Annotated in this window: 17 protein-coding genes; 8 read left to right on the top strand and 9 right to left on the bottom strand. The window is 39.9% G+C overall.

The genetic code is table 11. The annotated features are described in order from the left end of the window. Positions 1-3 precede the first annotated feature (3 nt). Genes HCCG_RS06415 through HCCG_RS06430 form a run of 4 tightly spaced genes read left to right on the top strand, consistent with a single transcriptional unit; the run spans position 4 to position 2,632 of the window. Complete coding sequence (locus tag HCCG_RS06415; RefSeq protein WP_002956650.1) at positions 4-819, top strand: HdrB C-terminal domain-containing protein; 816 nt, start codon at positions 4-6, stop codon at positions 817-819. Beyond that, positions 819-1,127 carry a hypothetical protein gene (locus tag HCCG_RS06420; RefSeq protein ID WP_002956651.1) on the top strand — a complete coding sequence of 103 codons (309 nt, stop codon included), beginning with the start codon at positions 819-821 and terminating at the stop codon, positions 1,125-1,127. The genes HCCG_RS06415 and HCCG_RS06420 overlap by 1 nt, the downstream gene beginning before the upstream one ends. 50 nt (positions 1,128-1,177) lie before the next feature. Further along, positions 1,178-2,089 (top strand): TerB family tellurite resistance protein, encoded by a 912-nt coding sequence (locus tag HCCG_RS06425; protein WP_002956652.1) that lies wholly within the window; start codon positions 1,178-1,180, stop codon positions 2,087-2,089. Between the two features lie 60 nt (positions 2,090-2,149). Beyond that, positions 2,150-2,632 (top strand): hypothetical protein, encoded by a 483-nt coding sequence (locus tag HCCG_RS06430; protein ID WP_002956653.1) that lies wholly within the window; start codon positions 2,150-2,152, stop codon positions 2,630-2,632. A gap of 99 nt (positions 2,633-2,731) precedes the next feature. Here the strand turns inward: HCCG_RS06430 and HCCG_RS11965 are convergent, their stop codons facing one another. From HCCG_RS11965 to HCCG_RS06450, 5 genes are read right to left on the bottom strand one after another with little or no spacing between them, the layout of a single operon-like run. Next, positions 2,732-2,893 (bottom strand): hypothetical protein, encoded by a 162-nt coding sequence (locus tag HCCG_RS11965; RefSeq protein WP_002956655.1) that lies wholly within the window; start codon positions 2,891-2,893, stop codon positions 2,732-2,734. Between the two features lie 20 nt (positions 2,894-2,913). Beyond that, positions 2,914-3,822 carry an LPP20 family lipoprotein gene (locus HCCG_RS06435; RefSeq protein ID WP_002956657.1) on the bottom strand — a complete coding sequence of 303 codons (909 nt, stop codon included), beginning with the start codon at positions 3,820-3,822 and terminating at the stop codon, positions 2,914-2,916. Positions 3,823-3,835: 13 nt separating this feature from the next. Then, entirely contained in the window at positions 3,836-4,423 is a 588-nt protein-coding gene (locus tag HCCG_RS06440) for an LPP20 family lipoprotein (RefSeq protein ID WP_034548221.1), read from the bottom strand. Between the two features lie 30 nt (positions 4,424-4,453). Next, on the bottom strand, positions 4,454-5,062 hold the full coding sequence (gene lpoB, locus HCCG_RS06445) for a penicillin-binding protein activator LpoB (protein ID WP_014666737.1): 609 nt from the start codon (positions 5,060-5,062) through the stop codon (positions 4,454-4,456). Then, positions 5,055-6,497: a hypothetical protein gene (locus HCCG_RS06450; protein ID WP_015453474.1), complete on the bottom strand. Its 1,443-nt coding sequence runs from the start codon at positions 6,495-6,497 to the stop codon at positions 5,055-5,057. Before HCCG_RS06450 ends, lpoB begins: the two co-directional genes overlap by 8 nt. Before the next feature lie 133 nt (positions 6,498-6,630). Between HCCG_RS06450 and HCCG_RS06455 the strand changes: the two genes are divergently transcribed. From HCCG_RS06455 to HCCG_RS06470, 4 genes are read left to right on the top strand one after another with little or no spacing between them, the layout of a single operon-like run. After that, a complete protein-coding gene (locus tag HCCG_RS06455) occupies positions 6,631-8,160 on the top strand; it encodes a TolC family protein (protein ID WP_002956661.1) in 1,530 nt (509 codons plus the stop codon). Further along, positions 8,160-9,461, top strand: coding sequence for an efflux RND transporter periplasmic adaptor subunit (locus HCCG_RS06460; RefSeq protein WP_002956662.1), 1,302 nt, complete (start codon positions 8,160-8,162; stop codon positions 9,459-9,461). Before HCCG_RS06455 ends, HCCG_RS06460 begins: the two co-directional genes overlap by 1 nt. A 9-nt stretch (positions 9,462-9,470) precedes the next feature. Next, entirely contained in the window at positions 9,471-10,250 is a 780-nt protein-coding gene (locus HCCG_RS06465) for an ABC transporter ATP-binding protein (protein ID WP_002956663.1), read from the top strand. Further along, entirely contained in the window at positions 10,247-11,464 is a 1,218-nt protein-coding gene (locus HCCG_RS06470; protein WP_002956664.1) for an ABC transporter permease, read from the top strand. The genes HCCG_RS06465 and HCCG_RS06470 overlap by 4 nt, the downstream gene beginning before the upstream one ends. A gap of 51 nt (positions 11,465-11,515) precedes the next feature. Here the strand turns inward: HCCG_RS06470 and cmoA are convergent, their stop codons facing one another. From cmoA to HCCG_RS06490, 4 genes are read right to left on the bottom strand one after another with little or no spacing between them, the layout of a single operon-like run. Next, a complete protein-coding gene (gene cmoA / locus HCCG_RS06475; protein ID WP_002956665.1) occupies positions 11,516-12,262 on the bottom strand; it encodes a carboxy-S-adenosyl-L-methionine synthase CmoA in 747 nt (248 codons plus the stop codon). A 47-nt stretch (positions 12,263-12,309) separates the two neighbouring features. Next, positions 12,310-13,092 carry a thiazole synthase gene (locus HCCG_RS06480; RefSeq protein ID WP_002956666.1) on the bottom strand — a complete coding sequence of 261 codons (783 nt, stop codon included), beginning with the start codon at positions 13,090-13,092 and terminating at the stop codon, positions 12,310-12,312. A 21-nt stretch (positions 13,093-13,113) separates the two neighbouring features. Further along, entirely contained in the window at positions 13,114-14,562 is a 1,449-nt protein-coding gene (locus HCCG_RS06485; RefSeq protein ID WP_002956667.1) for a bifunctional ADP-dependent NAD(P)H-hydrate dehydratase/NAD(P)H-hydrate epimerase, read from the bottom strand. 6 nt (positions 14,563-14,568) lie between these two features. Beyond that, on the bottom strand, positions 14,569-15,993 hold the full coding sequence (locus tag HCCG_RS06490; protein WP_002956668.1) for an acetyl-CoA carboxylase subunit A: 1,425 nt from the start codon (positions 15,991-15,993) through the stop codon (positions 14,569-14,571). Between the last annotated feature and the right edge of the window lie 8 nt (positions 15,994-16,001).

The raw sequence follows: 16,001 nt of genomic DNA on the forward strand, positions 1-16,001 counted from the left end.
GCAATGAAATATATTATATATGATAGATATGAAAATGCAAAGGCGTTGCTAAGTAGCACAAATGAATTGTTTGCAAGACTAGGACTTGAAGTGCTAAAACCAAAAGAATCCTTGCTTGATTGTGGCGGATATTTTGCTAGATTCACACAAAAAGACATTTTAGTGCATAATGTCGCCTATAATCTTGCCTTAGCAAACTCGCTTAATGCTACACTTGTGTTTGCCGAGGAAGATGCCTATGCTAATGCGTTGTATGCTAAGACACTTATAGAATCAGATTCTACACTTATGCGTGATATTGAAACAAATTTTTTACATCAATTTAAATTGCTCTATGATAGCAAGGTGCAGATGAGCTATTTGCCCGATTTGCTTAATACTTTGGAGTTTGACAATCTTATTCAAAAGAGATTTTCACCCTTTAGCTCTATTATCGTGCGTGGGGCGTATCAAGGACATTTACCAAAAAGCACGAATCACAGAATCTATGAAAAAATTGATTTAAAAATGCTTGAAAATCCACTTGCATTGCAGTATTACACTCATCTTTTAGAAGTCAATCCACAAAGTGCGTTGTATAACGGAGCAAAGCTATTTTTTGATTTGGCAGATTTGGGTGTGGATTTTATCCTTTCTTATTCATTGGGGCAATTTGATTTGCTAGATTCTAAACGCACGGAGCTTTGCAAAGCGTATAATCGCGATAATATCACGCTGCCGATTGTGTTTTTGCCTCAAATTTTGCTCCTTGCTTGTGGAGAGAGCGATCATAAAAAACTTGGCTTTAACCATCATCAGCAAAAAGTGGAGATGTTTTAATGCAGGCTTTTTGGAAACTTCTTCTTGCCGCGGTTGTTGGAGCGACTTGGTATCACTTTGGCGGAGAAGATGCGGCAATGGCGTTGGTGTTTTTTTTCATCATCGTGGGAGTGCTATTTATGAAGCCTATCCGCTATCAGGACCCAAAAAGGCGTGAGGAATATATGCAGAGAATCCGCGATAGTAGGGAAAAGAAAATCGCTCTTGAGAATGAGCGGATTGAAGAGCTTAAGCGGTTGAGAAAAGCCGAGCGAGAGCAGGAAGAAAAGCTTAAAAAGGATTTTGAAAAGCGTATTAACAAACGCTAAAGTAAAATTTGCTACAATATTTGCCAAACTCACACAAAGGATAATACACTATGGAGATCGTGCTTTTACTCATTGCAGGAGTTGTGATATATTTTCTTTATAACACTTTGCAGGATTATCTCAAAAACTCATTACACCAAAATCCACAAAATACATCATTTGGCTTTGGTAATGCGGATAATACACCGATAAATTTTGATAATCCTTATCAGGTGGAGGATACTTGGGAGAGTAAAATCAAATCAAACGAGTTTTCAATCCTTGCGGCGATTATCGCACGAGTGGTGTGGAGTGATGATAAAATCTGTCCTTTGGAGAAACAGCTTTTAGATGAGATACTAAGCGATATGGCAGCTGAATCTAAGAATCCTAAGCTTAGCAAGGAAGAGCTAGAAGAGATTGTTGAAAAAGAAAAAACACCAAGTGTTGAGCTTGATGAATTGTGTGAAAACTATGTGGCTTTGACAAAGGGCGAGTATAAGAAGCGGTTGAAGGTGGTGGAGTTTTTATTCGCTCTTGCGTATGCTGATGGGAAGCTTGAAGATTCTGAACAGGAGCAGATTATTGATATTGCAGCGTATTTTGAGATAGTTAATGATGATTTTAATAGCATATACAACGCATTTGAAAAAGAGTATGCCGATGAGATTGAAATGGATACACAACAGGCTAGGGCTATTTTTGATATCACAGATACAAACAAGCTAGATAAAGCGAGTTTAAATGAAAAGTATCACGCACTTATCAAGCAAACAAAGCAAAATATTTTTGATAACAAAAATATTAATAAAAGCTTTCAAGACACTTCTTTGACGCGTCTTAAGGAGATTGATAAGGCTTATTTGATTTTGCTAGATTTAGCAGAATCTCAAGGGCAAGATGTCGGCAAACAGGAAGAGGGAAATGAGAGCGAGGGGCAAGATATAAAGCAGGATCAATCACGCAAGGGTTGGGATTTTTAGGAATGTTATTTGCTTAGGTTCTATTTATATTAGATTTGATTATGTAGCGGGAGATTACAGGTGGATATTACAAAAGCTAGTCACGGTGGTGTGCAAGGACTACTAGCTAATATTTATAATGTTGCTAATCAACCTCAAGATGCTAACAAAACACGAGAGAGTGAGCAGGATATTAATGGTGTTGATAGTCTCCATAATAGAGATAAGGCTACGCATTCCCTGCAATATATAGATATTACCAAAAGAATTGAGGATAAATTTTCCCCATCACAAGAGCTAAAAAAGGCTAAAGAAATCGGTGGTGAGCTCAAAGATAAGACTTCTTTTGAGAATCTTGCAAAGACACTTAAACAAGAGGGTTTGATCAATAGTAATGAAAAAGTGGCAATGGATTATCTTAAAAACAATTCTTCAAAACTAAGCTTTGATGAATTTGAAAAAATCGCCGCAAATGACAATCACAGCAAAGAGATGAAAGGGCTTATAGATTCTGTTGTGAATAAGATGAGATTTGTTGATAGTGTTAATGGTGGGATTTTTTAAGTTTTAGAATTTTAACGGATTTAGGCTTTTTATTTTCTAAATAGTGCGATAAGCGTTGTTTGGAAATCTTCTTTATATTTAAACCAAAAAATCACAAAGTTACTTCAGTATAAGTAGTGCAGGGTGGGATTTAGAGTATTTGTGTTTTGTATGGAATTTGTAAGGATAAGTCTCTGTAATGAGTGTTAGCAAATCTAAAATCTTTAGAGCAATGCCATAGTCAAAAAGAAGTAAGTTTGGCTCCCCACAAGGAGAAGCCATTTCAAAATACCTAGAGAGTTTTATCCCTCTACCCACTCTTGGAGTTTTTTGTAGAGCTGAACACCTATGCGTTTAGCAGTAAAGCCAAGAGAATTATCAATATTGTTGCCTTGATGTGTGTTACTCACACTTGTTGCAAATACAGCATTTTTGCGACAATCATAAATAGTCATAATCGCATCAGCTTTAATCGTATTTCCATTAATAAGATTCATCTTAAGCTTGACTTGAATCACACTTTCCGCTTCTAAGTCAAAGTTGTAGAATTCTCCCAACTCCTTTTCAAGCTCTGCTGCCACAATATCCCCAGCTGCACCCTGAATCTGAAGTCTTGTAGTAGGCAAGGGTGAGTTTTTTGAAAGCGTATCTTCAAGTGCTGAAAGATCCCTTGTATTCACACCAAGCGAGTGCAAAAGCATTCCATAAAGACTAAGTTTATCTAATGCATACGCTAGACGCATTTTGTCTTTGATTGAAATGCTACTGCATTGCGACATTCTATTAAAGTTTAAAGCACCATACTCTTTGTTAAATGAGTTTTGAAACTGCTTAATGAGTGAAGCTTTTGGAATCTGAGCTTGGACAAAATATTGATTGTCCTTAAACTCATCTTTGACATAGCTCACATCACTTAGCTCAATCCCAGCCGTATCAAGCTTGACTTCATTACTCGCACTATGTGTGATATGGGAATCTTGCCTTTGTGTGTGTGATTTAAACTGCGAACTCACCTGCACACTTAGCTGATTGCTTATATCACTTAATGCTCTTGCTTTGGCGACATCAAGCGTTTTGGCACTACCAAAGCCAATCATAAAAGCTTCACTTTGTGCGTTTTTACCAAACCAAGTAGGTTGCTTAGGCGAATCGCCACCGCAACCAGCCAACCAAAAAACAGCCCCTATCGCTAAGATACCTATTAACCGCATTCTCTACCAATCTTTATTCAGCACTAGAGCTTAAATCAAGGTTTTCCAGCATTTCTCGCTTCATATCATTGGGGATAAGCCTGTTTTGAGCAATTTGCTTTTTTACACTTGCTTCAAGTTTTGCTTTGTTACCTTCATCAAGCTTTGCAAGAACAAAAATGCGTGAGCCATCATCAGTTATCCAAGTGTCAGTTTGCTTTGTCCCACTAAGAATCGTATCTGTGCTTTGTTTTGTAATTTCCTCTGTGATAGACTGCATACTCGCATCGCCCATATCACTTTTAGTTTTGCTTTTAGCATTTAAAAGTGAGCCTTTAACACTTACTGAAACTTGTCGTGCGATTTCATCTCTAGCTAAAGCAAGGGCTTCATTGCGCGCAAAGCCTAAATCTCCACCTACAATTTCCGCATCTCCAATAGCACTCATATCGCCTTGTCCAGCATTAAGCACCCAATTTGGCGCACCTTTAAGATTGAGAGCCTTAAGTGCTTTTTTATCTATGCTTTTACCGCCAACCCCAAGTGAATCATCGCCACCACAGCCAATGAGTAATAATGCCGCTACAACACTTCCTGCTAACAATTTTGCCTTTGTATTCATTTTATCTCCTTTGTTTTTAGTTTTAGAATCTTACCAAGTTACCGATGAGTTTGAGCCAAGCTTGATGATATTGACTTCATCGTCCCAGACAACAGTTCCATCTTTAAGATTGGTCAGTGTAAGTAAGAAAAAGTAATCTGTGCGTTGCTTTGAGCCAACTTTTGTGTTCTTTTGCACGATTTTCCCAGAGAGTGAAAGCTCGGCAGATTTTAGATTGCCTTTTTCTATGGTTGTGCGTTGATCAAACTCATCATTATCACGCGCACTTCTTGCCATATCAATGCCTTTTTCAGTCTTTGCCCCTTGAGCCAGAGTAAGCACAAACTTACCACTATTTCTCATATCGCGTGTAATCTTACGACTAAGCTGGTCGGTATCAATCGTCTGCATAGTGTCATTAATTACACCAGAAATCATAACGACTCTTTTCTTCCCACCTTGTGAGATTTCACGCACTTGAGCACTGCTTAGAAGCGATTGCACACTATCACTTGCTGCTTTTTCAATATCGTGATAGTCTAAGCCCATACTCGCATACGCCTTAGAATTTGACGCATCTACATATTCAGGTCCGCCACCGCACCCAGCTATGAGAAGTGTGCTTAAAGCCACTCCACACGCTACTAACTTCTTATTCATTGATTCCTCCTTTTAGAATTTGATAAGTTGGATTTTTACCTTTTGAACGCAGATAAAGAATGTTATCATTTTTATCGCACAAAACAATAACATTGCTTACTTTTTTCTCGCTTTCTGTATCTTTTTTGCAAGAAAAACTTACTTCATACAATGTGTTGCCATCGGCTTGAAGTGCAAAATCTAACGCATTATTTGGCACTTGCAGAGCTAAAACTCGCTTTGGCAGAGCTGTTGTGATACGCACATCAGCATTATTTGTAGCTGCAGAATAAGCCGCTCCAACAAGCGAGCCTACAATCGCTCCAGTCGCACCAAACTGATCGCCACCCACATTATTTAAAGTCGCTTGAGTTGTTGCCTTTAAGATGGCAGAGCTTATAGCACGAGTAAGGATAAAAGGGAGTTTTTCACTAAACTCATTTGCAATAACACCATCGGTATCACTTACTTCAAAAGCCTTGTATTCTCTCTTGTTCTTATGACTCACTGCTTGGTATAAACTTGCACTTGGGATACCCTCTTTCAGTTGTGGGATTGACACGCCCACGTGCAAGACACTTTCACTTACAAGATATGCAGGTAAGTCAATGGACAGCTCTTCAAGTGAAGCACTTTTGCCATCTTCTATGATAAACCAAGTGTATTTTGTTTTATCACCCCTTTTGCGTTTATTCATCACTTCTAAATCCTGATTGATTACATAAGCGTGTGTGATTCCATAGGCTTCTTTGTATAAATCAGTCGCTTTTGAGTAGTCAGCCTCACTCATAAAAAACAACGCAGACACATAACTCACAGCAGGATTAATAAAGCCTTCATAGATATTAAAGTTTTTAAGGTTGCTATATTGAGATTCTAAAATGGAAGCTGTGCTTTCCTTGGTATGTCCAGCATTAATATTTTTAATATCCTCATTTGAAGCAATTTCCTTCTTGCTTTCTTCCATTGCTTTATTAATATCTTTTCTAAAATACTCCTTTGCCCTGCGTTGCCTGTCATTTGCTCTATTAAACTCTACACGAGCCAAAGCGTAATCTCCTAGCTCCATAGCATTTAACGCTTTGTAGTAGTTAAATAAAACGCCCTCATAGATATTGCCACGATAGGTTTTGACATTTTCATTCACAAGCACAGCACCCACATTGCCAAATAAGCCACCCATCAAGCCTTCAGATTCATATTTGCTAAACAATCCCTCTCCTTGTTCTAGCAAAGTTGCAACATCTTCTTGTGATGAGCCAAAGCCACTGACACCCGCTTGCAGATTCCATAAGACATCTCCAGAATCTCCTGCTTGTGATTTTGCGTATTCATAAGCCTTTGTATCCTCTCCACCATAATAGTGTTCGTTGAAAGTTTGCAAAGCCCCTTGATGAGAACACGCAGTCATTAAAATCAGCCATAATGGCACTAAAACTGAATAAACATACCTCATTACACTCCTTTTATAGTAAAATTTTGAGAGGATGCATATTGTATTTCTTTTTTTTAAACTTCACTTAAAATTCACATTTTTTCAATAGTATGCCAAGAGTATGCCAAGCTTTATTTTTTTATTAAGGATTCTAGTGGATAAAACAACGCTTTTTAAGGTTTTTTATAAAATCTTGCTTGTTTGTATTTTTGCAGGGTGTAGCACCAAGATTCCAAGCCTTGAAGAGACTGCTACGCAAACGCATATCCCACAGCAATTTCGCAACGCCCCTTCACTCATTAAAGATTCACAAGATTCCAAAACGCAACAGAATCTACAATCTCCCCAAAATCACACAGATGATGAGCCTTTTAGCCTAAGACAATTTATAGCCCTTATTGATGACAAGACACTTCATTCCCTGCTTTATATAGCACTAGAAAACAACACCAATGTGCTGACAATGGCATCTCGTATCAAACAAGCCAAATCGCAAGTAAAAATCAACACCGCAAGTATGCTGCCTACAATTAATGGATCTATCAACTCAAGCTATATTGATAGACGCACCCTTTCGCAAAGCACGATGATTCGCCCGGGAGCAAACTCTGTAAATGCGAGTGTGGGTATGAGCTGGGAGATTGACTTATTTGGTAAGCTTAATGCCCTGCGACAATCAAGTAAAAAAGACTATGCTACCGCTCAAAGTAACCTTGCCTACGCACAAATCTCACTCATTGCTGAAGTGGCAAGTCTCTACTTCACATTGCGTGAAAATGCCAATGCCTTGCTTTTAGCCAAAAACACACTTGAAAATCTTCAACATATAGAATCTATTAATGCAGAAAAACTGCAAGTTGGGCTTATTGACATTGCGACACATCAAAGCTTTGTAGCAAATACCACGACACAAAAAAACAATTATGAGAGCTTACTTTACACCTTTGAACAAAATAAAAACGCCCTGCTTGTGCTATTAAACATCGAATCTGGTGAACTACATAAACATATAGATTTTATGGAATCTACTTATAGCTTTCCGCAAATTACGACTTTTTACATAGATAAAATGCCAAGTGAGATTCTGCTATCCCGCCCCGATATTGAATCTAGCCTATACGCCCTACATTCTCAACTTTACAAGCAAACTAATGCAAAAGCTGCAAGGTTGCCTAGCATTTCTCTAAGTGGTTCTGTGGGCGAGATTCTATATAGTAGTGCAGGGGCAGGCTCGCTTGTGTTTCAAATCGCAAATTCCATTACCGCCCCGCTTCTTAATCGCACATCTTTAAAGCAAAACTACCTTATTCAAAAGGAGCTAAGTAAAGAGGCGTATTACACCTTGCAAAATAATATTAACACCGCTTTGGGCGAAATTGAAAATGCCTTATTTGATATAGAATCTAAAAAACGACAAACTCAAAATACGCAAAATGCCTATGAAGTAGCAATAAAAGCCCATGAAAGCAATAGGGCTAAAAATACGCGTGGATTGCTTGATACAAATGATTTTTTAACGCAGGAAAACACCTATCTTTCTTCGCAAACACAGCTTTTTACCGTAAAGACAAATGAGATTCTCTCACTTATCACGCTTTTTAAAGCATTAGGCGGGAATCTTGCACTAGATACTTCAGCTCAACTCAATACTCAAACCGACACTTTACCAAAAGGGGAAAAATAATGAATCTCTACCAAACATTAAAACCAAAAAAAATAAGAAAAAAGCTTACTCCATTAGCGTGGGGCATTATCATCGTTGTTTTAGTGGCTATCATTATAAGCTCTTGGCTTGTATGGTGGCTATTTGAAGAAAAAATTAGCTTTGAAACCACACACGCAACAAGGGGCAATATACATTCAAGCATTTCGGCTTCTGGCTCACTTTCCCCTGTGAATGAAGTGGAAATCGGCAGTGTTATATCCGGGCTTGTGCTTGAAGTGCTAGTAGAAGAAAATGATGAAGTCAAAAAGGGGCAGATTCTAGCGCGTATCAATCCTGATAGTATCAATCAGCAGATTGCTAAATACACCGCACAGCTTAATTCCGCCAAAGCCCAGCTCAAAGCAAGTGAGCAAACTTTAAAGGATAAAAAGTGGAATTATGATAGATTACAAGAGCTATATAATGCGACTAATGGAGCTTCACCTTCACTTTTAGAGCTACAAAATGCTAAGACAAACTATACAAGTGCAGGGGCTGATGTGGATATTAAACGCGCTTCCATTGTGGAGATTCAAACAAGTATTGAAAGTGCTAAAATTGATTTAAAAAATTCTATCATCATATCCCCCGTTGATGGTATTGTGCTTTCTCGCAATGTGGAAGTAGGGCAGAGTGTGGCGGCGAGTTTTCAAGCACCGACATTATTTAAGGTGGCTGAAAATTTAGAAGAAATGCAGCTGTATGCGAGTATTTCAGAAGCAGATATTGGCAAGGTTAAAGAGGGGCAGGAAGTTACTTTTAGTGTTGATGCTTATCCAGATAGAATCTTTCACGCAAAGGTTAATCGTGTGAATTTTGGTTCAGGTGATGGCAGCACAATAAGTTCAAGCTCTAGCAGTTCTAGTGCTTCTAGCTCTAATATTGTCATCTATCGTGCTAAAATTGAAGTAGATAACAAATCCTTGCTTTTACGCCCCGATATGAGTGCCACAGCTGATATTATCACCGCAAAGGCAGAAAATGCCCTGCTTGTGCCAAGCTCGGCTTTGTATTTTGACTTAAACAAATCCTTGCAAAAAGTGGGGGGTAAAAAAACTAGCTCATCTCTTGGGAATATGTTTGCCCCGCCACCTCGCCCCAAAGCACAGATTCATAGCAAACAAAAATCTCATACAAAAACGGGGACTCTGTGGATTCTAAACAATGGCAAGGCAGAATCTGTGAGCGTGGAGCTAGGCATTAGCAATGGGAATTTTACGCAGATTCTAAGTGGAATTGATGAAACAACGCCCATCATTACAAATATAAAGATGAAGTAAGGCAGAGATATGGAATCTCGTAATTTTATTGTCCTAAAAAATATTCATAAGACTTATGGCAAGGGAGAGAGTGCGTTTGAAGCATTAAAGGGCGTGAGTTTGCAGATAGATAAGGGGGAGTTTGTCGCCCTTATGGGTCCTAGTGGATCGGGTAAATCAAGCCTTGCCAATATTCTAGGCACACTTGATGTGGGGAGTAGTGGAGAATATCACTTTGGGGATATAGATGTGTTTAGCTTATCTCACAATGAACGCGCCTTGCTCCGCCGCAATTATATAGGCTTTATTTTTCAAGGATTTAATCTCCTGCCCCGCACAACGGCACTTGAAAATGTGGAGCTACCCTTGATGTATCGTGGGGTGAAAAAGGCAGTGCGTGAAGAGATAGCCTTGAAAGCGCTTGATAAAGTAGGGCTTAGAGAATGGGCAGAGCATACAAGTGCCAAGCTAAGTGGCGGACAGCAGCAAAGAGTGGCTATCGCTAGGGCGATCGCACAGGAACCACTTTTTTTACTTGCCGATGAACCAACGGGGAATCTTGATACCAAAAGAAGTGTGGAGATAATGGAGATTCTAAAGAGCTTAAATCAAAGTTTAGGTATTACGATTCTTATGGTAACGCACGAGCCGGATATGGCGAGATATGCCAAGAGAGAATTGCATTTTTTAGATGGTAAGTTGGTGGCTGATTCACAAAGCGATACTTTAAACGCTCAAAAGGCTGAATCTTTAAGGGCGGATTCTATAACTACTGATACTTTAGAGATGGATTCTAAGGGGGATTTATGATACTCAATGCCTTTATGTTAGCCTTTCGGCAGATAAGGCGGAATTTTCTACGCGCATTTTTGACAATGCTTGGCGTGATTATTGGCGTTGGGGCGGTTGTTGTGATGATTAGCATAGGCAATGGCACAACCAAAATGATAACAGATAGAATTTCTTCACTTGGAAGCAATCTTTTGCTTGTGTTTCCTGCAAGGGCTATGAATCCAAGTGGGGCAAATTTACGCCGTAATTTTAGTTTGCAAGAAGCCCAAAGGCTACAAGCCCTTACACAAGATTATATACAAGCTGTTGCACCCATCTCGCAAAGTTCAGTTGTGCTGCAATTTCAATCTCAAAATACCACTACACAGGCTCAAGGCGTAACGGAAGGCTTTTTTGAAGTAACGCAATGGGATAGTAGTGAGGGCAGGGACTTTGAAGAAAATGAATATCGTGTGGGGAGTAATGTCTGCTTGATAGGCGAATCTGTGCGAAAAAATCTTTTTAATGAGAGTAATCCGCTCGGGCAGAAAATCCGCTTAAATAACATTGTATGTGAATGTATAGGCGTTTTAGAATCTAAAGGGCAGGGCGGTATGGGAAATGATCAAGATGATGTGATTTTACTGCCTATGAAGGCGTTTTTACGCTCTGTTTCAGGGAATAACTCACTCTTTTTTGTTAATCGCTTAATGCTTAGGGCAAAGGATAATGCCGATTCCACAGAAATACTTCCTGTTTTAACTCAGGCTTTGCGTGAAGTGAGAAATGTCCGCGTTGGTGAGAAAGATTCCTTTGAGATTATGGATACTAAGCAAATTGAGCAAACACTTACTTCCACGACAAAAAGGCTAACAGGGCTTTTGGGTATGATAGCGGGGGTGAGTTTGATTGTTGGGGGTATTGGCATTATGAATATTATGCTTGTTTCTGTAACCGAGCGGACAAAGGAGATTGGGACGCGTATGGCGATTGGGGCGTTGCAAAGTGAGGTGCTTATGCAGTTTTTGATTGAATCTATTACACTAAGCTCCTTTGGTGGTTTGATTGGGATTATATGGGCGTTTTTTGCTTCACTTGGATTAAGCTATTATATGGAGATTCCATTTATTTTTGATGTGCCAACAGCCATTGTTGCCTTTTTGTTTTCTGCTTTTATTGGAATCTTGTTTGGCTATCTCCCAGCTAGACGCGCTTCAAAGCTTAACCCCATTGACGCCCTGCGACACGAGTAATTGATATTTCTAAAATTTATTTTAGATTCTAAAAATACCTCCGCAATAGACTTATTTCACCGCGATAATACTTCCAAAATTCACCCATTTAAACAGTACTTCAGCTCCGCTAAAACCGACATTTTTTAGCAGTGCCATATTCTCTTCAAGGCTAAATGGGATAAGCACATTTTCTAATGCCTCACGCTTTTTGTTTATCTCATATTGCGTGTAGCCCTGCTCCATTTTATACCGCAAATACCGCTCTATCATTTGCCTATCAAGGATTCTATGATGACTTGTCATTTTTTCACTCACGATAAGAATCCCGCCAGATTCTAAAGAATCATATATCTTTTGGAGCAGGTTTTGCCGCTGCATAGGGCGGATAAACTGCAAAATATAATTGGCAAGAATAATGCGTGAGGGCAAAAAGTCATATTCTAACAAATCCGCATATTCAAAGCTAATCTTAGCCCCATACGCTTGTGCTTTAAGTCTTGCCTTTTCTATCATCGCTTGTGAATTATCAATGCCCACAAACTTTGCGTTCATATTGTTATTTTCTTTATATATTGCGTGATACAAGGCTAGAAGTGTGCTGCCTGTGGAACTGCCTAAATCATAAATAAGCGGAGATTGCGTATTTACATTTTGTATCCCATCACTTAGATTCAGCATACAAAAATCCACAATCAAATCCAGCACTTCCCTGTAATGCGGGATTGAACGCTCAAGCATATCGTCAAATACACTTGCTACTTGTGCGTCAAACTCAAACTGCTTGTGTGTATTTTGGGTAAAAAGCTTATCTTTCATATTTTATTTTTCAAGCCTAGATTCTATCACCACATATTTTTTAGAATCTAGCCTAGATTTGCCATTCCATCAATGGGCGAACTCGCACTCGCATAGGCTTTGCGTGGGATTCTCCCAGCTAGGTAGCTCAAACGCCCAGCCTGCACGGCGTATTTCATCGCTTCTGCCATAAGCGTGGGATTCTGTGCTTGTGCGATAGCTGTATTTGTCAAAACGCCATCAGCTCCAAGCTCCATAGCAATACTCGCATCACTGCCACAGCCCACACCCGCATCAACAATCAATGGCACTTTGATGGCTTCTTTGATAAAAGCAATATTATAGCGATTTTGAATCCCAAGCCCACTGCCAATAGGAGCAGCAAGAGGCATTACCGCACTTGCCCCAGCATCTTCAAGTCTTTTTGCCATAATGGGATCATCATTTGTGTAAGTCAGCACACAAAAGCCCTCTTTTGCTAGAATCTCCGTGGCATTTAGTGTTTCAAGCACATCGGGATAGAGCGTTTTTTGCGTATCGCCAATAATCTCAAGCTTGATAAAATCAATACCTGTGGCTTCTCTTACAAGGCGAAAAAGTGTAACAGCTTCTTTAGCATTCACACACCCTGCGGAGTTTGGCAGAAACTCAATCTTTGTGTCCTTAAAAGTCTCTAGCAGATTCTCACTCTTATTATCCATAATATTCACACGCCTTACCGCCACGGTAATGATTTCTGCTCCACTTGCTAAAGTCGCTTCTTTTGTCGTGGCAAAATCCTTGTATTTCCCACTCCCCACGATAAGACGCGAAGTAAAAGTGTGTTTTCCTATTTGCAATGTATCAGTCATAATAATCCTTTGTAATGTATTTTAACGCAGTGTGCTAATGGCTTGTAATAGATGATTTGGGGTAAGTCCAAAGTCTGCGATATGCTTTAAGCATTTTTGTGCGGCAATGCTATGAGCTAAAGTGCCTTGCAGGGCTGAATCTAGCCCATTATACCCTTGAGCTAAAAGGGCGGCAATAAGCCCACTTAGCATATCGCCACTCCCACCTTTAGCAAGGGCATTAGAACCAAGCGGATTGATATAAATTTTTTCACTCTTAGCAATAAAGACATTTGCCCCTTTGAGCAAAAGCGTTGTGTGTGGGTATTTCTGCGTAAAATCTAGCATAGCTTGAATGCGTTTGCTAGGGTTATATTCCCCCAAGCCACAATGTTGTAAAAGGGCGTTAAACTCCTTTGGGTGGGGCGTTAGAACAATCTCGCGTGAAAAGTCTAAGGTCTGCTGACTTAGCGTTGTGTCTAAAAAATCTTTAATCTTTGGTGTATGAAACACATCAGCATCAAGCACACAGGGCAAAGTAAAGGCATTAGAAGTAGAATCTATAAGGGATTCTAAAACGAGTTTAGAGTTTTCCACGCCAAGCCCCATACCCAAGGCTAATGCCGTAGCATTTTGTGGCACATCGGGGCTTTGCATTAAAGTAAAGGGTATAGAATCGGTGTGTGGATTCTGCTTTTCTACTACACTCACTAGCCCAACCCCAAAATGCAGGGCAGCTTGTGCACTTAATATACAAGCACCAAGCTTTTCTCCAGCAAAAACGCCCAAATGTCCAAAATCGCCTTTATGTGTATTTTGAATCTTTCTATGTGGGAGTTTTAAATCGCTTGATTCTAGCATTTTGATATTTGAGCTGATTTGATAGAGATTTTGACTTATGCCAAGATTCCCAATGTGAATCTGCCCCACAAAATCTTTTGCTACATCACTAAGACAAGCAAGGTTTATCACTCCCATACAAAGTGTGTGATGTGCCTTAAAGGCTATGTTATGGGAAGCAAGGGTGCTAGATTCACTTAAACCACTTGGCACATCACAGGCTACGCATAAACAAGCATTTTTTTGAGCCACTTGTAAAATCTCTATAATCTCGCGTGTCAGTTCCCCCTTAAGCCCACTGCCTACGATACAATCCACCACTACATCGCAAGGCAGAATCTTTTTAATAAATTTTACTTCACACAACTTTGCGCGCTCATAGTTTTTCACACATAGCGGTGATTTTGGCTCTTTGACTTGATAGATTCTAATGCTGTATTCCCCGCTTAGACGCCTAGCTAATGCATAGCCATCGCCGCCATTATCACCCCCACCGCAAAGGATCGTAATCACACTGCCTTTATGTGTGATTTTAGCAATGAGTGATTCTAAGGCACTAGCGGCATTTTCCATAAGAAGTTCAGGTGTGAGAGAAAACTTCTCACAAGCCCTTTTATCTAAAAGTGAAGTGTTTTGATAGACATTTTTCATATTCTTTTAAGCCCCATATCTCGCGCTTAACGCTGCTGCGATGACGCTTACCACATCATCTTCTGGCTTAGATTCAGGCTTTGGCATAAGCTCTGCAATTTTGCTTTCAATATAGGAAGTATCAAAATGCCCCCGCCTAAAGTCCTTGTCATTACAAATATTCATCAAAAATGGAATGGTTGTTTTCACGCCCTTAATGGTAAATTCACTTAACGCCCTAGAGAGCTTATTCACCGCTAGGTTATAGCTTGAAGCCTTCACAATAAGCTTTGCTATCATAGAATCATAAAAAGGTGGAATCACATAGTCTTTGTAAATACAGCTATCCACACGCACAAAAGGTCCTAGGGCAGGGTAGTAGGTGGTAATCTTGCCCGGATTTGGCACAAAGTCATTTGCCACATCTTCGGCGTTGATTCTAGCCTCTATCGCAAAGCCTTGGGCGCGTATGTCGTGCTGGGTTAAGTCCAAAATCTCGCCTTGTGCTATGCGAATCTGCCGTCCTATCAAGTCATAGCCTGTAATCTCTTCTGTAACGCCGTGCTCTACTTGTATGCGTGTATTCATCTCCATAAAGTAAAAGGTGTTGTTTTCATCAAGCAAAAACTCAACCGTTCCGGCATTTGTGTATTGTGCGGCTTTGGCTGCGGCTTTGGCAGTAGCTCCCATTCTCCTGCGTAAGTCATCGCTAATGAGCGGGCTAGGTGCGATTTCTATAAGCTTTTGATGTCGGCGTTGGATAGAGCAATCCCGTTCTAAGAGATGAATGACATTCCCATAATTATCCGCTAGAATCTGAAATTCAATATGGCGGGGATTGACAATATATTTTTCCATAAATACATCATCATTTTTGAAAAATGCCATTGCCTCACGCTTACACGCATTAAAAGATTCTATCAAACCCTCTTGCCTTTCAACAACGCGTATGCCACGCCCACCACCACCGCTACTAGCCTTTAAAATCACAGGATAGCCGATTTTTTGTGCGATTTTAGCAATCTCTTGTGTTGAGTGTTTATTAAGCGGTTCAGTTCCGGGCACAATGGGGATTCCATTCTTTTGCATAATTTCACGCGCCGCATTCTTATCGCCCATTTTAGCAATCGTTTTAGAATCTGGACCTATCCAAGTAATCCCCGCTTCTTGCACCTTTTTAGCAAAATGTGCATTCTCACTTAAGAAACCATAGCCGGGGTGAATGGCATCAACCTCGGCTTTTAGTGCCACCTCAACAATTAAGTCCGCATCTAAGTATCCACGCAAAGGATCATCGCTTATTTCATAAGATTCATCTGCCATTTTCACATGGAGGCAGTCTCTATCCGCCCTTGCATATATCGCCACACTTTTAATGTGTAAATCCCTGCACGCACGGATAATACGCACGGCTATTTCGCCACGATTGGCAATGAGAATCTTTTGAAACATATAAAATC

The organism is Helicobacter cinaedi CCUG 18818 = ATCC BAA-847 (assembly GCF_000155475.1).
Lineage (GTDB): Bacteria > Campylobacterota > Campylobacteria > Campylobacterales > Helicobacteraceae > Helicobacter_C > Helicobacter_C cinaedi.

Bases quoted from the DNA above. Each gene is read 5' to 3' on its own strand.
- HCCG_RS06415 (WP_002956650.1), top strand. From the start codon at position 4: ATGAAATATATTATATATGATAGATATGAAAATGCAAAGGCGTTGCTA.
- HCCG_RS06420 (WP_002956651.1), top strand. From the start codon at position 819: ATGCAGGCTTTTTGGAAACTTCTTCTTGCCGCGGTTGTTGGAGCGACT.
- HCCG_RS06425 (WP_002956652.1), top strand. From the start codon at position 1,178: ATGGAGATCGTGCTTTTACTCATTGCAGGAGTTGTGATATATTTTCTT.
- HCCG_RS11965 (WP_002956655.1), bottom strand. From the start codon at position 2,893: ATGGCTTCTCCTTGTGGGGAGCCAAACTTACTTCTTTTTGACTATGGC.
- HCCG_RS06435 (WP_002956657.1), bottom strand. From the start codon at position 3,822: ATGCGGTTAATAGGTATCTTAGCGATAGGGGCTGTTTTTTGGTTGGCT.
- HCCG_RS06440 (WP_034548221.1), bottom strand. From the start codon at position 4,423: ATGAATACAAAGGCAAAATTGTTAGCAGGAAGTGTTGTAGCGGCATTA.
- lpoB (WP_014666737.1), bottom strand. From the start codon at position 5,062: ATGAATAAGAAGTTAGTAGCGTGTGGAGTGGCTTTAAGCACACTTCTC.
- HCCG_RS06450 (WP_015453474.1), bottom strand. From the start codon at position 6,497: ATGAGGTATGTTTATTCAGTTTTAGTGCCATTATGGCTGATTTTAATG.
- HCCG_RS06460 (WP_002956662.1), top strand. From the start codon at position 8,160: ATGAATCTCTACCAAACATTAAAACCAAAAAAAATAAGAAAAAAGCTT.
- HCCG_RS06465 (WP_002956663.1), top strand. From the start codon at position 9,471: ATGGAATCTCGTAATTTTATTGTCCTAAAAAATATTCATAAGACTTAT.
- HCCG_RS06470 (WP_002956664.1), top strand. From the start codon at position 10,247: ATGATACTCAATGCCTTTATGTTAGCCTTTCGGCAGATAAGGCGGAAT.
- cmoA (WP_002956665.1), bottom strand. From the start codon at position 12,262: ATGAAAGATAAGCTTTTTACCCAAAATACACACAAGCAGTTTGAGTTT.
- HCCG_RS06480 (WP_002956666.1), bottom strand. From the start codon at position 13,092: ATGACTGATACATTGCAAATAGGAAAACACACTTTTACTTCGCGTCTT.
- HCCG_RS06485 (WP_002956667.1), bottom strand. From the start codon at position 14,562: ATGAAAAATGTCTATCAAAACACTTCACTTTTAGATAAAAGGGCTTGT.
- HCCG_RS06490 (WP_002956668.1), bottom strand. From the start codon at position 15,993: ATGTTTCAAAAGATTCTCATTGCCAATCGTGGCGAAATAGCCGTGCGT.